This window comes from Photobacterium sp. J15 (assembly GCF_963870815.1).
Lineage (GTDB): Bacteria > Pseudomonadota > Gammaproteobacteria > Enterobacterales > Vibrionaceae > Photobacterium > Photobacterium marinum.
This window is the reverse complement of the sequence record NZ_CAWMUI010000001.1, coordinates 3,082,339-3,105,223: the sequence shown is the minus strand read 5'-3', so window position 1 is coordinate 3,105,223 and position 22,885 is coordinate 3,082,339. Positions and strand designations below refer to the sequence as shown.

At 48.4% G+C, this 22,885-nt stretch carries 14 protein-coding genes, 6 tRNA genes and 3 rRNA genes; 16 read left to right on the top strand and 7 right to left on the bottom strand.

What is annotated here, in order from left to right:
* The first annotated feature begins 52 nt into the window (after nucleotides 1-52).
* Nucleotides 53-1,207, top strand: a complete 1,155-nt coding sequence (gene dnaJ, locus AACQ93_RS13935; RefSeq protein ID WP_007464705.1) for a molecular chaperone DnaJ — start codon at nucleotides 53-55, stop codon at nucleotides 1,205-1,207.
* 161 nt (nucleotides 1,208-1,368) lie between these two features.
* Here the strand turns inward: dnaJ and AACQ93_RS13930 are convergent, their stop codons facing one another.
* Nucleotides 1,369-1,773, bottom strand: a complete 405-nt coding sequence (locus AACQ93_RS13930; protein ID WP_064605714.1) for a type IV pilin protein — start codon at nucleotides 1,771-1,773, stop codon at nucleotides 1,369-1,371.
* 150 nt (nucleotides 1,774-1,923) lie between these two features.
* Here AACQ93_RS13930 and AACQ93_RS13925 point away from each other — a divergent pair, with 150 nt between their 5' ends.
* From AACQ93_RS13925 to AACQ93_RS13865, 13 genes are all read left to right on the top strand, one after another.
* The gene (locus AACQ93_RS13925; RefSeq protein WP_369808745.1) at nucleotides 1,924-2,496 is read left to right on the top strand and encodes a pilus assembly FimT family protein; all 573 of its coding nucleotides are present in this window, start codon (nucleotides 1,924-1,926) and stop codon (nucleotides 2,494-2,496) included.
* A complete protein-coding gene (locus tag AACQ93_RS13920; protein ID WP_064605710.1) occupies nucleotides 2,480-3,106 on the top strand; it encodes a PilW family protein in 627 nt (208 codons plus the stop codon). The genes AACQ93_RS13925 and AACQ93_RS13920 overlap by 17 nt, the downstream gene beginning before the upstream one ends.
* Nucleotides 3,106-4,437, top strand: a complete 1,332-nt coding sequence (locus AACQ93_RS13915) for a hypothetical protein (RefSeq protein ID WP_064605705.1) — start codon at nucleotides 3,106-3,108, stop codon at nucleotides 4,435-4,437. Before AACQ93_RS13920 ends, AACQ93_RS13915 begins: the two co-directional genes overlap by 1 nt.
* Entirely contained in the window at nucleotides 4,427-4,837 is a 411-nt protein-coding gene (locus AACQ93_RS13910) for a type IV pilus modification PilV family protein (protein WP_064605703.1), read from the top strand. The genes AACQ93_RS13915 and AACQ93_RS13910 overlap by 11 nt, the downstream gene beginning before the upstream one ends.
* Before the next feature lie 321 nt (nucleotides 4,838-5,158).
* Nucleotides 5,159-6,710, top strand: a 16S ribosomal RNA gene (locus tag AACQ93_RS13905).
* 96 nt (nucleotides 6,711-6,806) lie between these two features.
* Nucleotides 6,807-6,882, top strand: a tRNA-Glu gene (locus tag AACQ93_RS13900).
* A 1-nt stretch (nucleotide 6,883) separates the two neighbouring features.
* Nucleotides 6,884-6,959, top strand: a tRNA-Lys gene (locus AACQ93_RS13895).
* A gap of 30 nt (nucleotides 6,960-6,989) precedes the next feature.
* Nucleotides 6,990-7,065, top strand: a tRNA-Val gene (locus AACQ93_RS13890).
* 27 nt (nucleotides 7,066-7,092) lie between these two features.
* Nucleotides 7,093-7,168: transfer RNA gene (locus tag AACQ93_RS13885), tRNA-Ala, on the top strand.
* A 320-nt stretch (nucleotides 7,169-7,488) separates the two neighbouring features.
* Nucleotides 7,489-10,376 (top strand): 23S ribosomal RNA (locus AACQ93_RS13880).
* A gap of 89 nt (nucleotides 10,377-10,465) precedes the next feature.
* A 5S ribosomal RNA gene (rrf, locus tag AACQ93_RS13875) occupies nucleotides 10,466-10,581 on the top strand.
* The 16S, 23S and 5S rRNA genes sit together here with 5 tRNA genes alongside, the layout of an rRNA operon.
* 94 nt (nucleotides 10,582-10,675) lie before the next feature.
* A tRNA-Asp gene (locus tag AACQ93_RS13870) sits at nucleotides 10,676-10,752 on the top strand.
* A 759-nt stretch (nucleotides 10,753-11,511) separates the two neighbouring features.
* A tRNA-Sec gene (locus AACQ93_RS13865) sits at nucleotides 11,512-11,606 on the top strand.
* A gap of 7 nt (nucleotides 11,607-11,613) precedes the next feature.
* Here the strand turns inward: AACQ93_RS13865 and selB are convergent.
* From selB to fdnG, 6 genes are all read right to left on the bottom strand, one after another.
* Nucleotides 11,614-13,557, bottom strand: coding sequence for a selenocysteine-specific translation elongation factor (gene selB / locus AACQ93_RS13860; RefSeq protein WP_064605701.1), 1,944 nt, complete (start codon nucleotides 13,555-13,557; stop codon nucleotides 11,614-11,616).
* Complete coding sequence (gene selA / locus AACQ93_RS13855; protein WP_064605699.1) at nucleotides 13,554-14,993, bottom strand: L-seryl-tRNA(Sec) selenium transferase; 1,440 nt, start codon at nucleotides 14,991-14,993, stop codon at nucleotides 13,554-13,556. Before selA ends, selB begins: the two co-directional genes overlap by 4 nt.
* A gap of 12 nt (nucleotides 14,994-15,005) precedes the next feature.
* Entirely contained in the window at nucleotides 15,006-15,899 is an 894-nt protein-coding gene (fdhE, locus tag AACQ93_RS13850; protein WP_064605697.1) for a formate dehydrogenase accessory protein FdhE, read from the bottom strand.
* Between the two features lie 73 nt (nucleotides 15,900-15,972).
* On the bottom strand, nucleotides 15,973-16,638 hold the full coding sequence (locus AACQ93_RS13845) for a formate dehydrogenase subunit gamma (protein ID WP_064605695.1): 666 nt from the start codon (nucleotides 16,636-16,638) through the stop codon (nucleotides 15,973-15,975).
* Nucleotides 16,638-17,543, bottom strand: coding sequence for a formate dehydrogenase subunit beta (gene fdxH / locus AACQ93_RS13840; RefSeq protein ID WP_064605693.1), 906 nt, complete (start codon nucleotides 17,541-17,543; stop codon nucleotides 16,638-16,640). Before fdxH ends, AACQ93_RS13845 begins: the two co-directional genes overlap by 1 nt.
* Before the next feature lie 3 nt (nucleotides 17,544-17,546).
* Nucleotides 17,547-20,561, bottom strand: coding sequence for a formate dehydrogenase-N subunit alpha (fdnG, locus tag AACQ93_RS13835; RefSeq protein WP_157097569.1), 3,015 nt, complete (start codon nucleotides 20,559-20,561; stop codon nucleotides 17,547-17,549).
* A 71-nt stretch (nucleotides 20,562-20,632) separates the two neighbouring features.
* On the opposite strand from fdnG, the gene fdhD reads away from it, so the two are divergent.
* Nucleotides 20,633-21,490, top strand: a complete 858-nt coding sequence (gene fdhD, locus AACQ93_RS13830) for a formate dehydrogenase accessory sulfurtransferase FdhD (protein WP_232323317.1) — start codon at nucleotides 20,633-20,635, stop codon at nucleotides 21,488-21,490.
* 327 nt (nucleotides 21,491-21,817) lie between these two features.
* Nucleotides 21,818-22,798 (top strand): sugar-binding transcriptional regulator, encoded by a 981-nt coding sequence (locus tag AACQ93_RS13825; protein WP_007466777.1) that lies wholly within the window; start codon nucleotides 21,818-21,820, stop codon nucleotides 22,796-22,798.
* The last annotated feature ends 87 nt before the right edge of the window (nucleotides 22,799-22,885 follow it).

Here is a 22,885-nt window from a genome sequence, read left to right as displayed (position 1 = left end):
TGGAGGAATACTCTTGCGCCCGTAGCTGTATTAAGGCAGGTGACAGATAAGTATGTCAAAACGTGACTTATATGAAGTTCTCGGCGTAGCGCGTGATGCGTCTGAGCGCGAGATCAAAAAGGCTTATAAGCGCCTTGCAATGAAGTTTCACCCTGACCGTAACCAGGGGGACGAGCAGGCTGCTGAAAAATTCAAGGAAGTTAAGAACGCCTACGAGATCCTGACCGATCCGCAGAAGAAAGCGGCATACGATCAGTACGGCCATGCAGCCTTCGAACAAGGTGGTATGGGTGGCGGCGGCTTCGGCGGTGGTGGCTTTGGTGGCGGCGCTGACTTCGGCGACATCTTTGGTGATGTGTTCGGTGATATCTTCGGTGGTGGTGGCCGTCGTGGCGGTCAGCAGCGTGCTCAGCGCGGTGCAGATCTGCGCTACAACATGGAGCTGACACTGGAAGAAGCTGTTCGCGGTTGCAGTAAAGAAATCCGTGTACCGACTATGGTTCACTGTGACTCTTGTGACGGCAGCGGTGCGAAGAAAGGCACATCGGCCACAACCTGTTCGACCTGTCACGGTCAGGGCCAAGTTCAGATGCGTCAGGGCTTCTTTGCTGTTCAGCAGACGTGTCCGCATTGTCATGGTCGCGGCAAGATCATCAAAGACCCTTGTAATGTTTGTCACGGTCAGGGCCGTAAAGAAGAAACTAAGACCCTGTCTGTGAAGATCCCTGCCGGTGTTGATACGGGTGACCGTATTCGCCTGTCCGGTGAAGGTGAAGCTGGGGAATTCGGTGCTCCGGCTGGTGACTTGTACGTACAGGTGCATGTGGCTCAGCACAGCATCTTCGAGCGTGACGGCAACAACCTGTACTGTGAAGTTCCTGTTAGCTTTACCATGGCTGCGTTGGGTGGTGAGGTTGAAGTTCCTACCCTGGATGGTCGTGTAAACCTGAAAGTACCTTCAGAAACACAAACTGGCCGTATGTTCCGTATGCGTGGCAAAGGTGTGAAATCTGTTCGCGGTGGTGCTATGGGCGATCTGATCTGTAAGCTGGTGGTAGAAACACCGGTTAACCTGAGCGCTCGCCAGAAAGAGCTGCTGCAGGAGCTGGAAGAGACTTTGGGCGGTTCTGCTGCAAAGAAGCACAAGCCTAAGTCAGAAGGCTTCTTCGATGGTGTGAAGAAGTTTTTTGACGATTTGACAGGTTAATTGATTGTTCAATCCTCAATCATAGAAAAAGCCGGCATCTGCCGGCTTTTTTATGTCTTTTCATCTACACTTTTGTTGCTACATTTTTTGTGGTGGTTGTATTGGTGTGTAGGCGGTTTCAATGATTCAATTACTAGCGATATTTAACCAAAGTAAGGGAGCTACCAACATTGTCCTGAACCTGATGCAGTTCCTATTCCTCCGGCATTTAGAGTCAGGATTTTGCAGCTGTCCTGAGCCTGCCCGCTACTTGCCTGTGGTGTGGCAATGATTTTATAAGTATCCATCCCCATTCCTGACGAATCAATTTCCAGCTTGTACCTGTTCGTATCCGTTTCGCAGAAACTGCACGTGCCCTCTGTGACTATTGAGTCATCGTAACTTCCTGTTTGAGAGTAACTTTCCTCTAGATTGAGTTGAATCTTGATCATATCTGCCATAACTTGAGAGCGATGTCCTTTTAATACATGTGCTTGGTAAGAAGGGTAGGCTAATGCTGTTAATACTCCGATAACGGCGACAGCTATCAGTAATTCGATCAGTGTCACGCCATTTTGTTTTTCCATTTCTCTGAATCTCTGATTTATTAGAGTTAACTCGACAAGTCTTTTTTATTAAATCTGGCCTATTTTGCTGCGGTGGTAACATGTGAATCAAGTTGACTATTTGTTGTCAGCACGGATTGATTGGGTTCTTGGAAAATAGGTCGCGTTATTGTGCCAGCTATACATTTCATACATTCGGGTAGTCGAGTAAAGCGAGGTTTCACTTTACTAGAGCTGATCACTACGCTTTCGGTAATGATGATTCTTGTCGGTGCTGCAGCACCTTCTTTTTCCAAAATTATCGAAGAAAATAAGATTAAACGGCTGGCAACCGAAATTGAGTGGTTGTTGGTTCAGGCAAAGTCTGAAGCGGTAATGCGAAATGAAAAGCTAAAAGTACATTTCGTTCGGGATGATTCAGCGGAGTTAACTTATCAAGATGATGGTAAGTGGATACTTGCTGTGACACCAAAAGCGGCTTCGGTAACGAATCGAGCATCAGCCAAAAGTGCCGCGATTGTGATGATTGATGGTAAGGAGCACAAAAAAGTTTCGATTAAAGTAACAGAGACTTATCTAAATTATTCTATTGATCCTGTTAGAGCGACCTCTAGTAAGAAAGGTAGTTATTGTTTTTTCCAAGATTCCACTAAAAAGTTAAAGGTAATAATGAGCCAAATATCTGGTCGAATCAGAACATGTGGTATTACTGGGAGCTACTATAGCTATGAAAAATGTAACTAGGAGCTTGATTAAACAAAGTGGTATTTCTTTAATTGAACTTTTGGTTTCTTCAAGTATTGGTTTAATTGCACTTGGTGTAGTCGGTTCCGTTTTTATAAGTGGGAATAAATTAGCTTCTGAGCGAACAAAGGAATTGATGCTTGCTCAGGATATTAATGATGCTATAAACCTGATCAAAACTGATGCACAAAGAGCGGGATACAATTCAGATAATACTGGGTCATTGGTATTGTCTGGTTCAACTTCAACAATCGTTGTCGCACCAGCGAATGATGCATTAAGTTATATTTATGAAGATGAGGATAATAAATGGAGAGTTGTACGTTTTTTCTTAAAAAAAGGTAACCCTGATTCTCTACAAATGTGCTTAGATATTGTATCTAAAGGGACCGTGGTTACGAAAAATGATGCTAGCTGTAGTAAAGGAACAGTAGCAAAACTTTTAGACCCCTCATACATTACAACGACTAATTTTTCAGTAATTCCGACTAAACTAGCTACATCAGCAGCTAACTCAACTTTACTGAATATCAGCATAACAGCAAAATTAAAAAAAAGCAGTTATTCAAAAAAAGTATCAACGACAATAAAAGCAAGGAATTGGAATTGATGAAAAGTCAAAATGGAATGATGACTTTATTTATAACCGTCACTCTGTTGGTTGCCTCTCTAATTTTATCTTTAGCATCGTATAAAAATGTATTTTATCAGATAAAGCGTACACAAAATGAAGTATTAGCTCGGCAGGCTCACTGGCTTGCAGAAGGGGGAGTGGAGTGTGCGTTTGCAGAAATGAAAGGATCAGGCAGGGTTCCTAGTGATCCCACTTATTTAAACACTTGTAGTCATGACCTTGTAGGAACGACCGTTAGTTTTTTATTTCCCTCAAGCAATTGGATTAAAGTTGTGTCAGAAGCCTCTTCAGCTCTCACTGCAGAATCAGTCGTTTCCAAGGTTGTTATGTTTGGTGGAGGAATAAATAGTACGATCAAGATGAATGCTTCGGTACTTGAGCTTACGGGGTCTCAGCATTTTGTCCCAAATCCAACAGAAACTGTTACTAATGAAGGCCACTTCGCTTGTAAGTCAGTTGTGACAAGTGGAATTGTTAATTATATCAGTAGCCCTAGTGGTAATGATGAACATTTTTTAACGACGGATAGCACAGTTAGTCACCATGGTGGAGGTCCGAAAGGTGAAGTCACGTTTACTTGTGATAGCAGGTATCGTTCTAACTTGTTTGATACAACGAACATCCCTGCAGGCTTTGTTATAGGAGATTTAGTTAAGGGGTTGGATATAAACGAAAATATTCAGGTAGATGTATTTAAGGATATATTTGGTGTCGACCATGCTGAATGGCAAACAGTTAGAAGTGATATTGCGGAAGATCCAGAAGGAGACATTATCGGTCCATATGCAATCAATGGAAAGGGCGGTGATAAAGTTACGATACAAGGGTGGGTTTCAGAATGCTCGAAATTAGTGGAGGCTTCTTTTCTTGCTGGAAATAAGAAAATTTGGGTAGATGGCTCATGTGCATTAGGTGCTAATATCTTTGGTGGGGTTGTCTCAGATAAATCAATAATGCTGGTGATCCATGACGGTTTTGTTGAGTTTAATGCTTCAGGGGCATTTAACGGGTTGTTGTATCAGTATGTGTCGGCAGCTTTAGATGCAAAATCAATGTGGGAAGACCGAGTTGATAATATTAGCTTTCCGGTTAAAGCATTCAATGAATCAGATATCGATCCTAATTTTTTAAATGTGAGCTTTTTTGTCAATGGTTCAACCTATATTGATGGCGCAATTGGAATTGATGCACCTGGACGAACTGTTAGGATTAATGGTTCTGTCATCCCTTCATATAATGCTGATAAGACAGGTGAGTATATTAATGGGAAATTGACTTGGGTTGAGGGTTCCTGGCATGACTTCTAATCAGAGTGGCTTCAGTTTAATTGAGGTGCTCATTTCATTGTTAGTCCTTTCTGTTGGAGTGTTGGGTTTAGTGAAGTTGCAAACCTATATGGAAGTAAAGTCTGAGAATGCGCTGCATAGCATTGATGCATTGTATCTGGCGGAAGAAAAACTTGAACAGTTTCGTACGCGGGCACAGAGTGCCGCGACAGGTACGATTTTGTATAATGAAATAAAGGATGAAATGAAGTCAATATCAATGGCAGGGATGTCAGTACATCGAGAAGTCACTGTAATACCTGATGCCCCTGTAACTGGAGCCAAACAGGTTACTGTTACAGTTAGTTGGGAAGATCGGTGGGATAATCCTCAATCAGTGACCTTAGATACTGTTATTTCTAAATACAGCGAGTTTGATTAGGCTTTTGAGAGTTCTTTTCCTTTTTTTTCTACTACTTTTTAAAAGCAATAAATGGTATAGGTGCTTAAAATGTGTGCGTTTAATCTTTTTTTTATAAAAAGTGGTTGCCAACGCTGAATATCTCCCTATAATTCGCTTCCGTTGTCACGAAAAATGTTCATTGCGAACAGGTTGATAACCAAGTTCTTTAACAATTTGACCATGCAATCTGTGTGGGCACTCGTGAAATGATTAGTCAAAAAGATTTATCAATGAACTGAGTGGCCAAAGATACTTTAAGTATCCACAGTCAATTTATCAGTATTCATTGAGCCAAAACTTGAATTGAAGAGTTTGATCATGGCTCAGATTGAACGCTGGCGGCAGGCCTAACACATGCAAGTCGAGCGGCAGCGACATAATAGAAGCTTCGGTGGAAATTATGGGCGGCGAGCGGCGGACGGGTGAGTAATGCCTGGGAATATGCCCTGATGTGGGGGATAACTATTGGAAACGATAGCTAATACCGCATAATCTCTTCGGAGCAAAGAGGGGGACCTTCGGGCCTCTCGCGTCAGGATTAGCCCAGGTGGGATTAGCTAGTTGGTGGGGTAACGGCTCACCAAGGCGACGATCCCTAGCTGGTCTGAGAGGATGATCAGCCACACTGGAACTGAGACACGGTCCAGACTCCTACGGGAGGCAGCAGTGGGGAATATTGCACAATGGGGGAAACCCTGATGCAGCCATGCCGCGTGTATGAAGAAGGCCTTCGGGTTGTAAAGTACTTTCAGCAGTGAGGAAGGGGTGTACGTTAATAGCGTGCATCTTTGACGTTAGCTGCAGAAGAAGCACCGGCTAACTCCGTGCCAGCAGCCGCGGTAATACGGAGGGTGCGAGCGTTAATCGGAATTACTGGGCGTAAAGCGCATGCAGGCGGTCTGTTAAGCAAGATGTGAAAGCCCGGGGCTTAACCTCGGAACAGCATTTTGAACTGGCAGGCTAGAGTCTTGTAGAGGGGGGTAGAATTTCAGGTGTAGCGGTGAAATGCGTAGAGATCTGAAGGAATACCGGTGGCGAAGGCGGCCCCCTGGACAAAGACTGACGCTCAGATGCGAAAGCGTGGGGAGCAAACAGGATTAGATACCCTGGTAGTCCACGCCGTAAACGATGTCTACTTGGAGGTTGGGACCTTGAGTTCTGGCTTTCGGAGCTAACGCGTTAAGTAGACCGCCTGGGGAGTACGGTCGCAAGATTAAAACTCAAATGAATTGACGGGGGCCCGCACAAGCGGTGGAGCATGTGGTTTAATTCGATGCAACGCGAAGAACCTTACCTACTCTTGACATCCACGGAATCCTTTAGAGATAGAGGAGTGCCTTCGGGAACCGTGAGACAGGTGCTGCATGGCTGTCGTCAGCTCGTGTTGTGAAATGTTGGGTTAAGTCCCGCAACGAGCGCAACCCTTATCCTTGTTTGCCAGCACTTCGGGTGGGAACTCCAGGGAGACTGCCGGTGATAAACCGGAGGAAGGTGGGGACGACGTCAAGTCATCATGGCCCTTACGAGTAGGGCTACACACGTGCTACAATGGCATATACAGAGGGCGGCCAACCAGCGATGGTGAGCGAATCCCAGAAAGTATGTCGTAGTCCGGATTGGAGTCTGCAACTCGACTCCATGAAGTCGGAATCGCTAGTAATCGTGGATCAGAATGCCACGGTGAATACGTTCCCGGGCCTTGTACACACCGCCCGTCACACCATGGGAGTGGGCTGCACCAGAAGTAGATAGCTTAACCTTCGGGAGGGCGTTTACCACGGTGTGGTTCATGACTGGGGTGAAGTCGTAACAAGGTAGCCCTAGGGGAACCTGGGGCTGGATCACCTCCTTAACGATAGATTGCATCATTTGATGCAGTGTCCACACAGATTGCCTGGTTAAAATGTAGAGAGCATTCAAGTTGCCCAACAACTTGGATAAGTACTTAGTCCCATTCGTCTAGAGGCCTAGGACACCGCCCTTTCACGGCGGTAACAGGGGTTCGACTCCCCTATGGGACGCCACGGGTCGTTAGCTCAGTTGGTAGAGCAGTTGACTTTTAATCAATTGGTCGCAGGTTCGAATCCTGCACGACCCACCATCTTCTCTTCGGAAGATGTAAAACATCGGAGGGCGATTAGCTCAGTTGGGAGAGCACCTCCCTTACAAGGAGGGGGTCACTGGTTCGAGCCCGGTATCGCCCACCAATTTTCTTTTTGAAAGATACCCATGATGGGGCTATAGCTCAGCTGGGAGAGCGCTTCGCTGGCAGCGAAGAGGTCTGCGGTTCGATCCCGCATAGCTCCACCACTCTCTAATTATTTTCTGCACGGATTCGCAGATTCAATGAAGATTATCTTTATTGAGTCCGCTTTTTGTCGCCTGTACGATTATGTAGAAAGTCATTAGAAAGTGGTTTGAATCTTAAAAGATTACGAAACACATGCTCTTTAACAATCTGGAAAGCTGACTAGTAATTCATAATTGAATTATTGTTTGTCGAAAGACAAACGAGTTCTCAAGCAATACACATTCAAGTGTCTTGTGTAAGAGTCCGGCAAAACTATTCCATCATTTACTCAGATGGAAAACCTTGGTTGTTTGCCATACGAAACCTCTTGGGGTTGTATGGTTAAGTGACTAAGCGTACACGGTGGATGCCTTGGCAGTCAGAGGCGATGAAGGACGTGCTAACCTGCGATAAGCCGAGAGGAGATGGTAAGAATCACTATACTCTCGGATTTCCGAATGGGGAAACCCACTTGCATAAGCAAGTATCACTAGGTGAATACATAGCCTAGTGAGGCGAACCGGGGGAACTGAAACATCTAAGTACCCCGAGGAACAGAAATCAACCGAGATTCCGGCAGTAGCGGCGAGCGAAACCGGATTAGCCCTTAAGCTAGTCTTGCGTTAGGTGAACAAGCTGGAAAGCTTGGCGATACAGGGTGACAGCCCCGTAGCCGACGGCGCATAACGAGTGAAATCGAGTAGGACGGGACACGTGATATCCTGTCTGAACATGGGGGGACCATCCTCCAAGGCTAAATACTCCTGACTGACCGATAGTGAACCAGTACCGTGAGGGAAAGGCGAAAAGAACCCCTGTGAGGGGAGTGAAATAGAACCTGAAACCGTGTACGTACAAGCAGTAGGAGCCCTTCGGGGTGACTGCGTACCTTTTGTATAATGGGTCAGCGACTTAATTTCAGTAGCAAGGTTAACCGAATAGGGGAGCCGTAGGGAAACCGAGTCTTAACTGGGCGTACAGTTGCTGGGATTAGACCCGAAACCAGGTGATCTAGCCATGGGCAGGTTGAAGGTGAGGTAACACTTACTGGAGGACCGAACCGACTAATGTTGAAAAATTAGCGGATGACTTGTGGCTAGGGGTGAAAGGCCAATCAAACCTGGAGATAGCTGGTTCTCCCCGAAAGCTATTTAGGTAGCGCCTCGGACGAATACTACTGGGGGTAGAGCACTGTTAAGGCTAGGGGGTCATCCCGACTTACCAACCCTTTGCAAACTCCGAATACCAGTAAGTACTATCCGGGAGACACACGGCGGGTGCTAACGTCCGTCGTGGAGAGGGAAACAACCCAGACCGCCAGCTAAGGTCCCAAAGTTATAGCTAAGTGGGAAACGATGTGGGAAGGCTCAGACAGCCAGGATGTTGGCTTAGAAGCAGCCATCATTTAAAGAAAGCGTAATAGCTCACTGGTCGAGTCGGCCTGCGCGGAAGATTTAACGGGGCTAAGCTATACACCGAAGCTGCGGCAATGCGCATTAGCGTATTGGGTAGGGGAGCGTTCTGTAAGCGGTTGAAGGTGAGTCGTAAGGCTTGCTGGACGTATCAGAAGTGCGAATGCTGACATGAGTAACGATAAAGGGGGTGAAAAACCTCCTCGCCGGAAGATCAAGGGTTCCTGTCCAACGTTAATCGGGGCAGGGTGAGTCGACCCCTAAGGCGAGGCCGAAAGGCGTAGTCGATGGGAAACGGGTTAATATTCCCGTACTTCTTACTATTGCGATGGGGGGACGGAGAAGGCTAGGTGGGCCAGGCGACGGTTGTCCTGGTTCAAGGGTGTAGGCTGTATTCTTAGGCAAATCCGGGAATACGTTAGGCTGAGACCCGATGTCGAGCTGCTACGGCAGTGAAGTCATTGATGCCATGCTTCCGGGAAAAGCCTCTAAGCTTCAGATAGTAAGGAATCGTACCCCAAACCGACACAGGTGATCAGGTAGAGAATACCAAGGCGCTTGAGAGAACTCGGGTGAAGGAACTAGGCAAAATGGTACCGTAACTTCGGGAGAAGGTACGCTGCTGGCGGTGAAGAGACTCGCTCTTGGAGCTGCCGGCAGTCGCAGATACCAGGTGGCTGCAACTGTTTATTAAAAACACAGCACTGTGCAAAATCGAAAGATGACGTATACGGTGTGACGCCTGCCCGGTGCCGGAAGGTTAATTGATGGGGTTAGACTTAGGTCGAAGCTCTTGATCGAAGCCCCGGTAAACGGCGGCCGTAACTATAACGGTCCTAAGGTAGCGAAATTCCTTGTCGGGTAAGTTCCGACCTGCACGAATGGCGTAATGATGGCCACGCTGTCTCCACCCGAGACTCAGTGAAATTGAAATCGCAGTGAAGATGCTGCGTCCCCGCGGCTAGACGGAAAGACCCCGTGAACCTTTACTACAGCTTGGCACTGAACATTGACCCTACATGTGTAGGATAGGTGGGAGGCTTCGAAGCAGGTACGCCAGTATCTGTGGAGCCGTCCTTGAAATACCACCCTTGTAGTGTTGATGTTCTAACTTGGCCCCGTTATCCGGGGTGAGGACAGTGCCTGGTGGGTAGTTTGACTGGGGCGGTCTCCTCCCAAAGCGTAACGGAGGAGCACGAAGGTGGGCTAATCACGGTCGGACATCGTGAGGTTAGTGCAATGGCATAAGCCCGCTTGACTGCGAGAATGACGGTTCGAGCAGGTGCGAAAGCAGGTCATAGTGATCCGGTGGTTCTGAATGGAAGGGCCATCGCTCAACGGATAAAAGGTACTCCGGGGATAACAGGCTGATACCGCCCAAGAGTTCATATCGACGGCGGTGTTTGGCACCTCGATGTCGGCTCATCACATCCTGGGGCTGAAGTCGGTCCCAAGGGTATGGCTGTTCGCCATTTAAAGTGGTACGCGAGCTGGGTTTAGAACGTCGTGAGACAGTTCGGTCCCTATCTGCCGTGGGCGCTGGATGATTGAGAGGGGCTGCTCCTAGTACGAGAGGACCGGAGTGGACGAACCGCTGGTGTTCGGGTTGTGTCGCCAGACGCATTGCCCGGTAGCTAAGTTCGGAATCGATAACCGCTGAAAGCATCTAAGCGGGAAGCGAGCCTCAAGATGAGTCATCCCTGATACTTCAAGTATCCTGAAGGGCTGTTCAAGACTAGAACGTTGATAGGCAGGGTGTGTAAGCGCTGTGAGGCGTTGAGCTAACCTGTACTAATTGCCCGTGAGGCTTAACCATACAACACCCAAGGGGTTTTATAGGACTCCATGAGCACTTGAATGTAGTGCGAGAACATAGTCAGATTTTCCGAGATTGTAAGAATTTTGCTTGGCGACCATAGCATTATGGACCCACCTGATCCCATGCCGAACTCAGCAGTGAAACGTAATAGCGCCGATGGTAGTGTGGGGTCTCCCCATGTGAGAGTAGGACATCGCCAGGCTTGCTTAAGGTTTTCATCTTTTTGAGAAAAAGATGAAGGCAAAAACAAATAAAGCAGCGAGCAGTAAGACTTTATTTGCTACTCAGAATTGAGTGGAGCGGTAGTTCAGTTGGTTAGAATACCGGCCTGTCACGCCGGGGGTCGCGGGTTCGAGTCCCGTCCGCTCCGCCACTTATACTAAGCCCAAGTCGAAAGACTTGGGCTTTTTTACGTTTGGACTTTTCTATGCTCGTCCTACGGACGAATGAACCCTGCTGGAGTCGCTTCGCCACTTATTAAGAAACCTCAGACTGCGAACGCAGGGCCTGCTACTCTAACCCTTTTTTATTTGTCCCCAGCTTCCCAGAAAGTCCTTTATTTTCTTGTCGTGCCCAAAAGGCCGACTCCGACTGTCGACTTGTCTCTCTTCGCATTTTTTTCTTATTTTTCATGTTCTTAAGTGGATTATTGTTAGCGTGATAAGTAGAAAAATGAAAGCATGTACAGCTCTTTTAGCTTTTAGAATATAGTGGGTAAAAAGCTGTGCAGAAATAAAATCATTAAAAATCAGATACTTATTGTGGTAAAAATAGAGGGAAAAGTAATAAATGAAAAAGCGTTCAGCTTTTAGCTCATCATGGGTAATAAAGTTGTACGTGATTGAGCTGATAATGAGGCTTCAAAGTGGTCGCTAAATCTGAGCTTATGGACTGTGTGTTTCCTGAGGAATGGTTCGAGCAGAATGGCCTAGCCTGGTAAGAGAAAGTGGAGGAAAAGTAACAAGCTGAATTCAAGTATAAAGACTGTTTTTTGCTTGAGTTACAGGCTCGTTTTATATTAATGCATGATAGGTTAATTGCCTGATTTATTTAATAAATAATTCGATTCTTTTATGAGGAAAGTATTGAAAAGAAGGCTGCTTGCACATAAAATATGTCACACAAATTAGACGGAAGAACGGCGTATCCGGTGATGCGTCCGGATTTCAAATCCGGGTAGGGCTGCCAGCAGTCCTGGGTAGGTTCGACTCCTATGTTCTTCCGCCACTTTCTCTTATTCTTTAAATAACCCCTCATCCCTTAGAAGACGATGGTTTTGATAGCGTCTGGTAAAGCCGATTTTGTCGAAGTATTCCAATAGCTGTACAGCAACTTTACGCCCAAGCCCGGTGAGGTTTCGAAAATCTGCGGTTTCTAACTTTTTCTCTTCAGCTATTTTTCGTCTGATGATATCGGCAATAGTGATCAGTGCGCGGTTCGTGCAGTAGCGGTCTTTGACTATGGCGGTGATGAAGCCGAGTTGAGCTAGTTTATAGCTGAACAGGCGCAGGGCTTTTTCTTCTCGGTTACAAGCTTTGGCGATGTCCCGAATCCATAATGGTGCTTTTGCTTTTTCAAATTCAGATTCGATTTGTTGCCATAAAATCTGTTCTTCAGCTGTTAGCTGTAATTGATGCTGCGGCAGATGCAGCCAGCCTCTGGTATTACACAGCTTGTTTTTATTCACCATTACTTGCAGTAGATGATCGACGATTGTTTTTGGATGGCTGAGTGTAGCCATTCGGTGCAGGCGATCCCTGCCTATTCCAAGATGATCACAGCAGTTTTGATGATAGAGGGTCAGGCTCTCTATTATGTGGTTTTCCAAATCTTCCAAGTAAGAGAAATGGCAAAGCCAGCTTTGAATTATTTGCTGCTTATCATTATCAACCTGCTTTGAGAGATCTTCTGGTGATAATTGATGTTGCCAGCAGAAATCGTCGATATGAACCGGCGCGTTTTGTAGTGACAGCTGCAATATATTCTGCGGTTGAGTGAGTGTGGCCCGCTGGTTCAGCCGGGTTAGGCGTTCAGGTTTGCGTTTGCCTCTGGTTGGTGGCGATAGTTCTATGGCTGTTGCTGAACCCAGGCTGATCTTGGCGGCCGGATCACGGATCAACAATTTGTCCTGTTCGGTAATGTGCAGTGGATTATCAAACACCAACTCAGCAAGCCCTGATTGCCCGGCATCAATATGTTGTTGTTCAAGTAGCGCCAAGCGGGCAGTTATGTGGGAAGCAACATGGAATACCTGTACTTGCTGCCAGTGTTTTATGGCCTGATCTGCTTTTAGAGTGACAGTGATCCGAGAACTGGGTGCTTGTGGCTCTATAGCAAACAACCAGTCCCCTCGTGACAGTTTGTCTTTATCAATATCACCGCTCAGATTGAGAGCGACACGTTGATCGGCATGTGCTTGTTCGGCTTTTTTTCCTTGGCAATGCAGGCTTCTTACTCTGATCTTAATAGGCTTTTGTAATTGTCGTGATGCCAGATACAGATGATCGCCTATTTTTACCCGGCCGCTCAGGGCGGTGCCGGTCACAACCAGTCCTGTGCCTTTGACGGTAAAGGCTCGGTCTATGGCAAGTCTGAAGCTATTGATAGTTTTGGGTTGCTGATTGCATTTATCTGTCAGGGCTTTGAGGTGTTGTTTCAATTCGGCGATGCCGTCACCGGTGTATGCAGAGCAAGCAAATAGCTTCCATGATGAAAAACCATATTGTGTGAGAACCCTTTCCAGTTCTGCTTCTCTGTTTTGTTGTTGTTCTTTGCTGACTTTATCTGACTTGGTTAACACGACCGTCAGGCTTTCGATTGCCAGAAGATGCAAAATTTTCAGGTGCTCGTAGCTTTGCGGCATGAGACCTTCATCACTGGCGACCACAAACATGGCATGCCGGGCGGTGCCGACACCAGCCAGCATGTTGCTGAGAAATTTCTCATGGCCGGGAACATCAATGAAGCCGAGGATGTTGTCCGGGGAAGCCTCTGGGTTATCTGATTGCTGATTATCCGATGACTGATGATACGAAGACAGTGGCATGAACGCGTAGCCCAGATCGATCGTAAGACCTCGCTTTTGTTCTTCCGGCAGGCGATCGGTATCAGTTCCGGTCAGTGCTTGTAGCAGGTGGGTTTTGCCGTGGTCGACGTGTCCGGCTGTCACAATAATCATGCGGGTATCTCTTGGTGCTGGTTGGCAATCAGGGTGTTGATTTGTTCAATGAAATCGGCTTCGTGACTGAGGCCGCGCATACATAACCAAAGTTTGTCGTGATGAATCCGGCCAATAATCGGGATGTTTCCGCCTGCCAGTTGCTCAGCCAGATGATGAAGGCTTTGGTTTGAGCCTGATTTAGGGTTGAAGGTGATAGCAATTGACATCAGCTGTTCTGTCGGTAGTGCTCCGCTACCGATTTGTCCCATACTTGGCTCAGCCTGAAGGTGGAAATGCGAGCCTGCCCATTGTCGAAGTACAGGGAGAAGCCGCTGCGCCTGAGTATTCAGCTCGCTTAGTGGACGGGTGAGTTTCGCCAGTGTTGGCAGTTCACAAGGTAGTCGTTCCGGGTGACGGTAGAGGTTAAGAGTCGCTTCAAGAGATGCCAGTGTCATCTTGTCACAACGTAGTGCCCGCTTGAGTGGGTGGTGCTGGATTTGTTCAATCAGTTCTTTGTCACCGGCAATGATCCCAGCCTGTGGGCCGCCAAGTAATTTATCCCCGGAAAAACTGACCAGGTTGATGCCATCAGCAATCATAGATTGTGGCATGGGTTCGGCTGGCAGGCCGTATTCGGCGAGGTTGATGAGTGAACCGCTGCCCAGATCGCTGACAACCGGGAGCTGTTGTTCTTTGCCAAGCTGGCACAGTTTGGATTCACTGACTGCACTGGTAAAGCCTTGAATCATGTAGTTGCTGGTGTGTACTTTCATCAGCAAGGCTGTTTGAGCCGTGATAGCTTGCTGATAGTCACGTAAATGGGTGCGGTTGGTGGCACCCACTTCAACCAGTTTGCAGCCAGCCTGTTTCATGACATCCGGAATTCGAAATGAACCGCCGATCTCCACAAGTTCACCGCGAGAGACAATCACCTCTTTACCGGCAGCCATTGTCGCCAGCATGATAAGCACGGCGGCGGCATTGTTATTGACGATACAGGCATCCTCGCATCCGATCAGTTCTTGCAGTAATTGGCTGATGGCCTGATCTCGATGGCCTCGTTGTGCGTTGGCAAGTGAGTATTCCAGTGTCGCCGGATGGCGCATGACCTGAGTAACTGCAGCAATCGCGGCTTCGGCTTGTTGGGCCCGGCCAAGGTTGGTATGGAGTATAGTGCCGGTCAGGTTGAACACCCGGCGCTGACCCGGCTGGGACTGCTTTTCCAGTCCGTCAGCCAACAGTCGGCAGAGTTGCGGTTCGTCAATGTCCCTGTTACCAATCCATGAGGGAAGTTGCTGTTGCTGGCGAATAACCTGGCGGGCTTCATCGAGAAGCTGGCGGATCCGGACAAGGGTATTGGTTCGGCCATGTCGTTCAGGCAGGTTGTGGTGCTCCGCAAGGTGCAGGAGCCTGTCGACGCTCGGAAGTCGGCCGTATAAGTTATTCGCAGTCATGATTTTTTCTGATCACTGTAAAACGGGAAGCAGGAACGGATTGAAGCCGCTGCGCAGCAGGGCGGTTTCGCTGAGTTTGACATCAAGGACCAGCGAGGCCAGATCGTCGGCAACAGCATCAAGCTGATGGTCTTTTTCAAGGAACATCAGCTTGAGGTAGCTCTGGCATTCATTGCATGTTTCGGCGCGAACCGGAGCGTCGTTTTCTTTCAGGCTGGCCAGTTTGATTTGGCGGCTGTCACCGCACTGGGTGCATTGGGCGCGGATACTGTTCCATTGTGCTTCGCACAGGCTACAGTGGAGATAGCGGTGCCCTGAATCGTTAACCATGCTGGCAACCGGCGCGCTGTGGCAAAGTGGGCAATGGTGCAGGTTTTCATTTCCTTCCTGCTGCCATTCAAAACGGCTGTTGGCTACAAGCAGGCTGAAGAAGGTATTGAGTGCCGCCCAGATGAAGATCGCTTGTTCGGCTGGCACCCGTTCGAAATTGCTCTGACGCAGTGCTTTGCCATAATTCACCAGCACATCGTTTGCTTGCTGATTCAGTTGCTCTAGTGTTGTTTTGATGTCGTCACTGACCAGCGGAGCCAATTGTTCGATCAGATCATTCAGGATATCTAACCAGATGTTTTCCGGCTCAAAGTGTTGAACACTCAGCGGCGTTTGCTTACTGATTTTAGCCTGAAGCTGAACTTTATCCTGGTAGGTTGCGGTGAGGTTTGCCTGTGCCTGGGTGATTTGGCCGACCAGCAGCAGGTAGTCAGCCATAAATGACTCTTTGGCCAGCTGGCGTAGTCGGGCGGCGCGGGATTCAAAAATGGTTTGCGGCTGACCGATGATCAGCGGTTTGAAACCATCGGCAGACTGCCGGGTGATGGTGTCTTTTTCAAGAATGCGAACACTCATGGGTTAACCTTTCTAAGAAAAATAAAGAAGCTGCAGGCATGTGCCTGCAGCTTCTGTTGAAGCCGCGAACGGCTTATTTATGTGTTTCTTTACTTTGGGTCTTTTTATTCGGTGCTTTTTTAGCAAATAACTCGCGATACCAGCGCGGGTGATGCTGTTTCGCCCAAGCTGGTGAGACTTTGCCGTCAAGCATGCCTTCGATAGAACCTTCAACCCAGTACGCCATGTAAGCGTGGATCAGCAGGCTGATGCCAAACAGCGCCGCAATGGCCGAGTGGGTTAGCAGGGCAAGGCGAACATACTCAATATCAAAGTAAGCGGAGAAATAGGCCCGCCACGCGACGATACCGGATACCAACAGCAGAACGGCTGATGCCAGGAACTGACGCAGGATCAGTTTCTGCCCCGGGTTGTACTGACCGACTTCCGGGATCCGCTCTTCGTTTTCCAGCAGCACATCTTTAATACGCAGCATCCATTTCAGATCACCCTGTTCAAAGTGATTGTGGTGCCAGTACCGGAAAGCCAGGAAGAACAGGCCGAGACACATCGCTACCCCAAAGAAAGGGTGAAGGATGCGTGCCAGCTGCGGCGTACCGAAGATAAAGCTCAGCCAGTGCAGCGGCGCAAACATGAATGACAGGCCTGAAAGCAGGCTCATCACCCCGGTGAAAGCCACTGTCCAGTGGGCAAGGCGATCTAACGGCTTATGACGTAAAATGGTTTTTTCCCCATTCATTACTTATCTCCTTCTGCCTTGCTGTCCTGGTGTGATTCGCTTTCTTCTTCGGCTCTGACCCGGTTACGACCGACAGTGATCCTGTGGATGGCCGCCAGCGCCAGGGTGCCGACAAAACCGGCTGCCGACAGCGGTTTGAGCGCGTCTTTCCACAAGGTTACCGAGGTGCCGATCTTCGGCTCTTTCGGCAGATCGTAGTGCTCCGGCTGAGTGATATCATGAAGAACATAAATCACATGGGTGCCGTTAACGCCTTGCGGGTTATAGATCCCGGCTTTGCTGTGCCCCTTGGCTTTCAGTTGAGCAACACGTTGCTCGGCATAGTGCAGGATTTCCTCCCTAGCACCGAAGCGCAGAGCCCCGGTCGGGCAGGTTTTTACGCACGATGGCGCCTGACCAGCTTGCAAGCGGTCGAGGCACAGGGTGCACTTGTACACCCTGTTATCGACCGGATTCAGGCGTGGGATATCAAACGGACAGCCGGCGATACAGTAGCCGCAGCCGACACATTTTTCAGAGTTGAAATCCACCACGCCGTTTTCGTACTGAACGATGGCACCGGGCTGTGGACAGGCTTTCAGGCAGCCCGGATCCGAGCAGTGCATACAGCTATGTTTGCTGAACAGCCACTTGAAGCGGTTGTCTTCTTCCACTTCCTTAAAGTGGATCGTGGTCCAGGCATGGGCGGTCGTATCTTCAGGGTTCTGGTAAGAGCCCTGGAAGCTGCCGACGTCTTCACGCAGATCGTTCCATTCCGAGCAGGCCACCATGCAGCCTTTACAACCGCTGCAGCAGGTTACGTCGATCAGTTTGGTCACTTCTACCTGATGGTGTCGTCCCTGAGCCGGTGGCGTAAGCGACGAAGTTGCAGAGCTGCGAATAATATTCTGAGATTGCATTGTCATGGCTTACTTCACCTTTTCCACATTAACCAGGAATGCCTTGTACTCGGACGTTTGCGAGTTGGCATCACCAACGCTCGGCGTCAGGGTATTAGCCAGGTAGCTTGGCTTGGTATGGCCTTCAAAGCCCCAGTGGATCGGGATCCCCACGGTATGTACGGTCTGGCCGTTAACATGCAGCGGAGCAATCCGTTTGGTCACATAGGCTTTCGCCTCGATAAAGCCACGCTTTGACGATACCCGGATCATGTCGGCATTCTTGATCCCTTTCTCGTTTGCCAGCTCAACACCGATTTCGATGAACTGCTCAGGCTGGACAATCGCATTAAGGCGCGAATGGCTGGTCCAGGTGTGGAAGTGCTCCGTCAGGCGGTATGTGGTACCGATGTACGGGAAAGCTTCCTTGTCACCAAGCTGAGCCAAATCATCTTTGAAGATCCGTGCTGCCGGATTCGAAACCACATTTTTATGCAGCGGGTTAGTGCCCAGCGGCGTTTCGAATGGTTCATAGTGTTCCGGGAACGGGCCTTCGGCCATTTTATCTAGCGCAAACAGACGGCCGACGCCTTCCGGCTGCATGATGAACGGACCGGCATTGCTCGATGGCGAAAGCTTGGCGTTGAAGTCAGGCACATCCGGGCCTGTCCAGCGGTTGTTTTTCCATTCAACCAGAGTACGGCGTTTATCCCACGGTGTACCGTCTGGCTTAGTAGAAGCGCGGTTATACAGTACGCGGCGGTTAGCCGGCCAAGACCATGCCCAGTTCGGTGTCAGACCCAAACCGGATGGATCGCTGTTGTCACGGCGTGCTGTTTGGTTACCCGCTTCAGTCCAGCTTCCGGCATAAAGCCAGCAGGACGAGCTGGTGGAACCGTCCGCTTTCAGTTCAGAGAAGCTCGACAGTTGTTTGCCCTGAGCGTTCTTACCGTTCAACTCTTTTGCCAGCTCAATGGTCTGCGGCTCTTCCGGATTAGCGTAATCCCAGTTAAGCGACAGGATTGGCTCGGCATAAGTACCACCTTCATGCTGATACATCTCGCGCATCTTCAGGAAGATACCGGCAAGGATTTCGGCATCGCCTTTGGCTTCGGCCGGTTTGTCTGCGGCTTTCCAGTGCCACTGCAGCCAGCGTGATGAGTTCACAATCGTACCGTCTTCTTCGGCAAAGCAGGCGGTCGGCAAACGGAATACTTCAGTTTCAATGCTCGTGGTATCTACCTCATTCACATTCGGCTTGTGTTGCCAGAAGGTTGAGGTTTCCGTTACTAGTGGATCGATCACAACCAGGTATTTCAGCTTCGACAGACTGTTGATGACCTTGTTCTTGTTCGACATGGATGCCAGCGGGTTGAAGCCTTGGCAGATATAGCCGTTGACTTCGCCTTTGTTCATCATCTCGAAGTACTTCATCATGTCGTACATCTGATCCCACTTCGGCATCATCTCAAAGCCCCAGTTGTTTTCAGCTGTTGCTTTGTCGCCCCAGAACGATTTCATCAGGGAGACGAAAAATGCCGGGTAGTGCTGCCAGTAGTTGGTTTGATCCGGGCGCAGTGGTACAGGTGTATGATTCTGAACATACGTTTCAAAGTTGACGTCTTTATCAGACGGCAGCTTCAGGTAGCCCGGCAGGCTTTGTGCCAGCAGACCAAGGTCGGTGATCCCCTGAATATTGGAGTGACCACGCAGGGCGTTCACACCGCCGCCAGCCATGCCCATGTTGCCAAGCAGCAACTGTACCATTGCCATCGAACGGATGTTTTCCGCTCCTTTGGAGTGCTGGGTCCAGCCTGTCGCATACAGGATCGTCGCCGTTTTATCATCGGCAGCTGTTGCGGCAAGGGCCTTACAAATTTTCTTGTAGTCGTCGATCGGCGTACCACAAATGTTGGTCACCACTTCCGGGGTATAACGGGCCACATGCTCTTTGAGCAGGTTCCACACACAACGCGGATGCTGTAGGGTTTCATCCGTCAGTGCATGGCCGTTGTCATCCAGTTGATAGAACCAGCTGCTGCGGTCGTATTGACGATTTTCCGCATCGTAGCCGGAGAACAGACCATCGTGGAACGCATAGTCGTCACGAACGATAAAGCTCGCATTGGTATACGCTTTTACGTATTCGTGATTCACCTGGTCGGTTTCTATCAGGTAGCGGATCACGCCTAGCAGGAAGGCGATATCACTACCTGAACGGATCGGCGAATAGTGATCTGCCAGCGCCGCTGTACGGGTAAAGCGGGGATCGACAACAATGAGTTCTGCGTTATTGTGTTTTTGTGCATCCACTACCCAGCGGAAACCGACAGGGTGAGCTTCAGCGGCGTTACCGCCCATAACCAGGATCAGGTTAGCGTTTTTAATATCTACCCAATGATTGGTCATCGCGCCGCGGCCAAATGTTGGAGCAAGACTTGCTACCGTAGGGCCGTGTCAAACGCGAGCTTGGGTGTCAACTGATACCAGTCCGATACCGCGGGCAAACTTCTGGGTTAACCAGCCGTTTTCATTGCTTTCTGCCGACGCACACAGCATGCCGGTTGAAAGCCAGCGGTTCACTGTGGTGCCTTCTTCGTTTGTTTGAATCAGGTTGGCATCGCGGTCTTGTTTCATTAGTTTGGCGATGCGGCTGAAGGCTTCTTCCCAGGAAATACGCTGCCATTTGTCTGAACCAGGTGCGCGGTATTCAGGGTATTTCAGGCGCTGCTCACTGTTGATGAAGTCGACAAGACCTGCGCCTTTAGGACAAAGAGCGCCGCGGCTTACCGGATGATCCGGATCCCCTTCAACATGGAAGGCTTTTTGTTTGATATCACCTGCACCGTCACCCAGGCTGTAAATCAGCAGACCACAACCGACAGAGCAGTATGAACAGGAATTTCGCGTTTCTTTCGCGGCAGTCAGCTTGAATTCCCGCGCCTGAGCCCAGGCTTTTTTCGGGATCGCTGCCAGCGATGCGATTGAAGTGCTCACAACACTTCCGGCGCATAATTTAAATAATTGACGTCTACTTATATTCAAAGTCAACTCGCTCACTTTATTAAATAATAATTGTATTACAAAGGAAGTCGGTTATTCTAACTGCAATTTTAATGTCGTCAATTATTAATATATTAAGTTCTATGCTTTGTAATTTATCGCGTGATGAATCTCATGATTACGTAGAGTATTCAGAGATGGAAATAATTAAATATGAGAATGGAATAAAAACAGAATGTGTCGATTTTATTGCTGAAGAAGTACCGGTAGCTCTTATTTATAATGGTGTTTCCCATGCAGTAATGATGGCGACACCCTCTGAAATAAAGAGCTTTGCGATAGGTTTTTCTTTATCAGAAAGAATCATAAATGATATTAAAGAAATAAAACATATTGAAATAATAAATAATAAAATTGGCGTTGAAGTTCATATTGAACTGCAAATGCGGCGCTTTATGGCGTTAAAGGAAAGGCGCCGTAATATGGTAGGAAGAACGGGATGTGGCTTATGTGGTGTTGAGCATCTTAAGCAGGCAATTAAGCCGGTATCGTCGGTTTTGGATACTGGTAAAATTAACTTGTCAGTGATAAATCAAGCGGTTAAATCGTTGTATGACAGCCAAATACTAGCTAGGACCACAGGATGCACCCATGCAGCTGTCTGGCTGAATACGGTCGGAGAGGTCAAGGCAGTTTATGAAGATGTGGGGCGGCATATTGCCATGGATAAGCTGATTGGTGCCCGGGCACAAAATAATGACTTACAGCAAGGCGCAATTCTTATCACCAGCCGGGCAAGTTACGAAATAGTCCAGAAAGCTACCTCTGTTGGTGTGGAGATATTATTGGCCGTATCAGCACCTACCGCTTTAGCTATAAAGCTGGCTGATGATTCAGGTTTAACATTGGTAGGTTTTTGTCGTGAAGGTCGTGCTGTTATTTATACCCATAAACACCGAATACTGACTTAAAATACAGACGGATTACTTTTAATTACCTGTAATGATGTCGATGCTTTATTTATCTCTGTATGATTGCTTTAATTATGCGGGAGAGGTTTTTTACATTCTATTTTTACTCGGCTTTATTTGTTTGTGTTGGTAATAAAATAAAGACTATAAGGAATGTAAATCCTGATAAATAACAATAAGACGGTAATTATTACCAATAGTTCCCTGGTATCAGTTTGTGGGTAATGACCAGTTTCCTCCGTTTCATGCCTTGGCCAGATCAGGTAACATGGCTCCCATTGTGATGTAAGCCGTACACAAAGATGCTAAGAGGAATAGGAAGGCAAAATGAGCCAGGTGATGAGTGACCCTCAACATGTAGACAGTGATCTGCTGACAGAAATCGCGATTGCGTATTATCAGGACGGGGCGACGCAGGAAGAGATTTCGAAAAAGTTCGGTATGTCACGAGCCAAAGTCGGTCGTATGCTGCGACGGGCCCGTGATGAGGGCGTCGTTGAGATCACCGTCAAGTATCACCCGGTGTTCAGTGAAAAGCTTGAGCAGCAACTGATAGAGCGGTTCAATTTGAAGCGGGCGCTGATTGCATTGGATCAACCGGACGATGAAACTCAGCGCCAGCAAGTGGCAAGTCTGGTTTCAAGCTATCTGGCATCGACGTTGACCGACGACATGGTGGTAACGGTCGGGCAGGGGCGGAATATTGCTTCTATTGCCGGCCATGTTGGCGTTGTACCTCAGCGTAAATGCCGTTTTGTGTGCGGGATTGGCGGTACGCACCGCTCCGGTAATGCGATTAATGCAGACCACATCTGCCGTCAGCTGGCAAAGAAATACGACGGGATCAGTGAGACCTTGTATGCGCCGGCCTATGTTGAAGACATTAAGGTAAAAGAAGCCTTCATGAAGAACGGGACGGTGAAAGAGACGCTGGATCGTGCCCGCCGCGCTGATGTTGCACTGGTTGGTGTCGGGGATATGGATGAAAACAGCCATATGGTGAAACTGGGCTGGTTTACCCCGCAGGAAATTGTTGAGGCCCGTATCCGTAAAGGTGTGGTCGGTGATATTGCCGGTTATGACTTTTTTGACAGTCAGGGCAAGAAAGCCGATACCCGAATGAGTGATCGGGTGATTGGCCTGAGTATGGATGAGCTGCGCCATATCCCGACTGTGGTAGTAATGGCAGCTGAAAACAGTAAGGCATTGGCATTACTGGGTGCACTACGTTCTGGTGTGGTTGATGTACTGGCAACCAGCGTGAGTAATGCGCTGACGATTCTTAATCTGGATCAGCAGATGAAATAAGCGCGATTGCTTTATTGGGTTTGGAAAGGGCTGCCGGTGAGCAGCCCTTTTTTGTGGTTGTGATTTGTCATCGCTTGCTATGCTTTT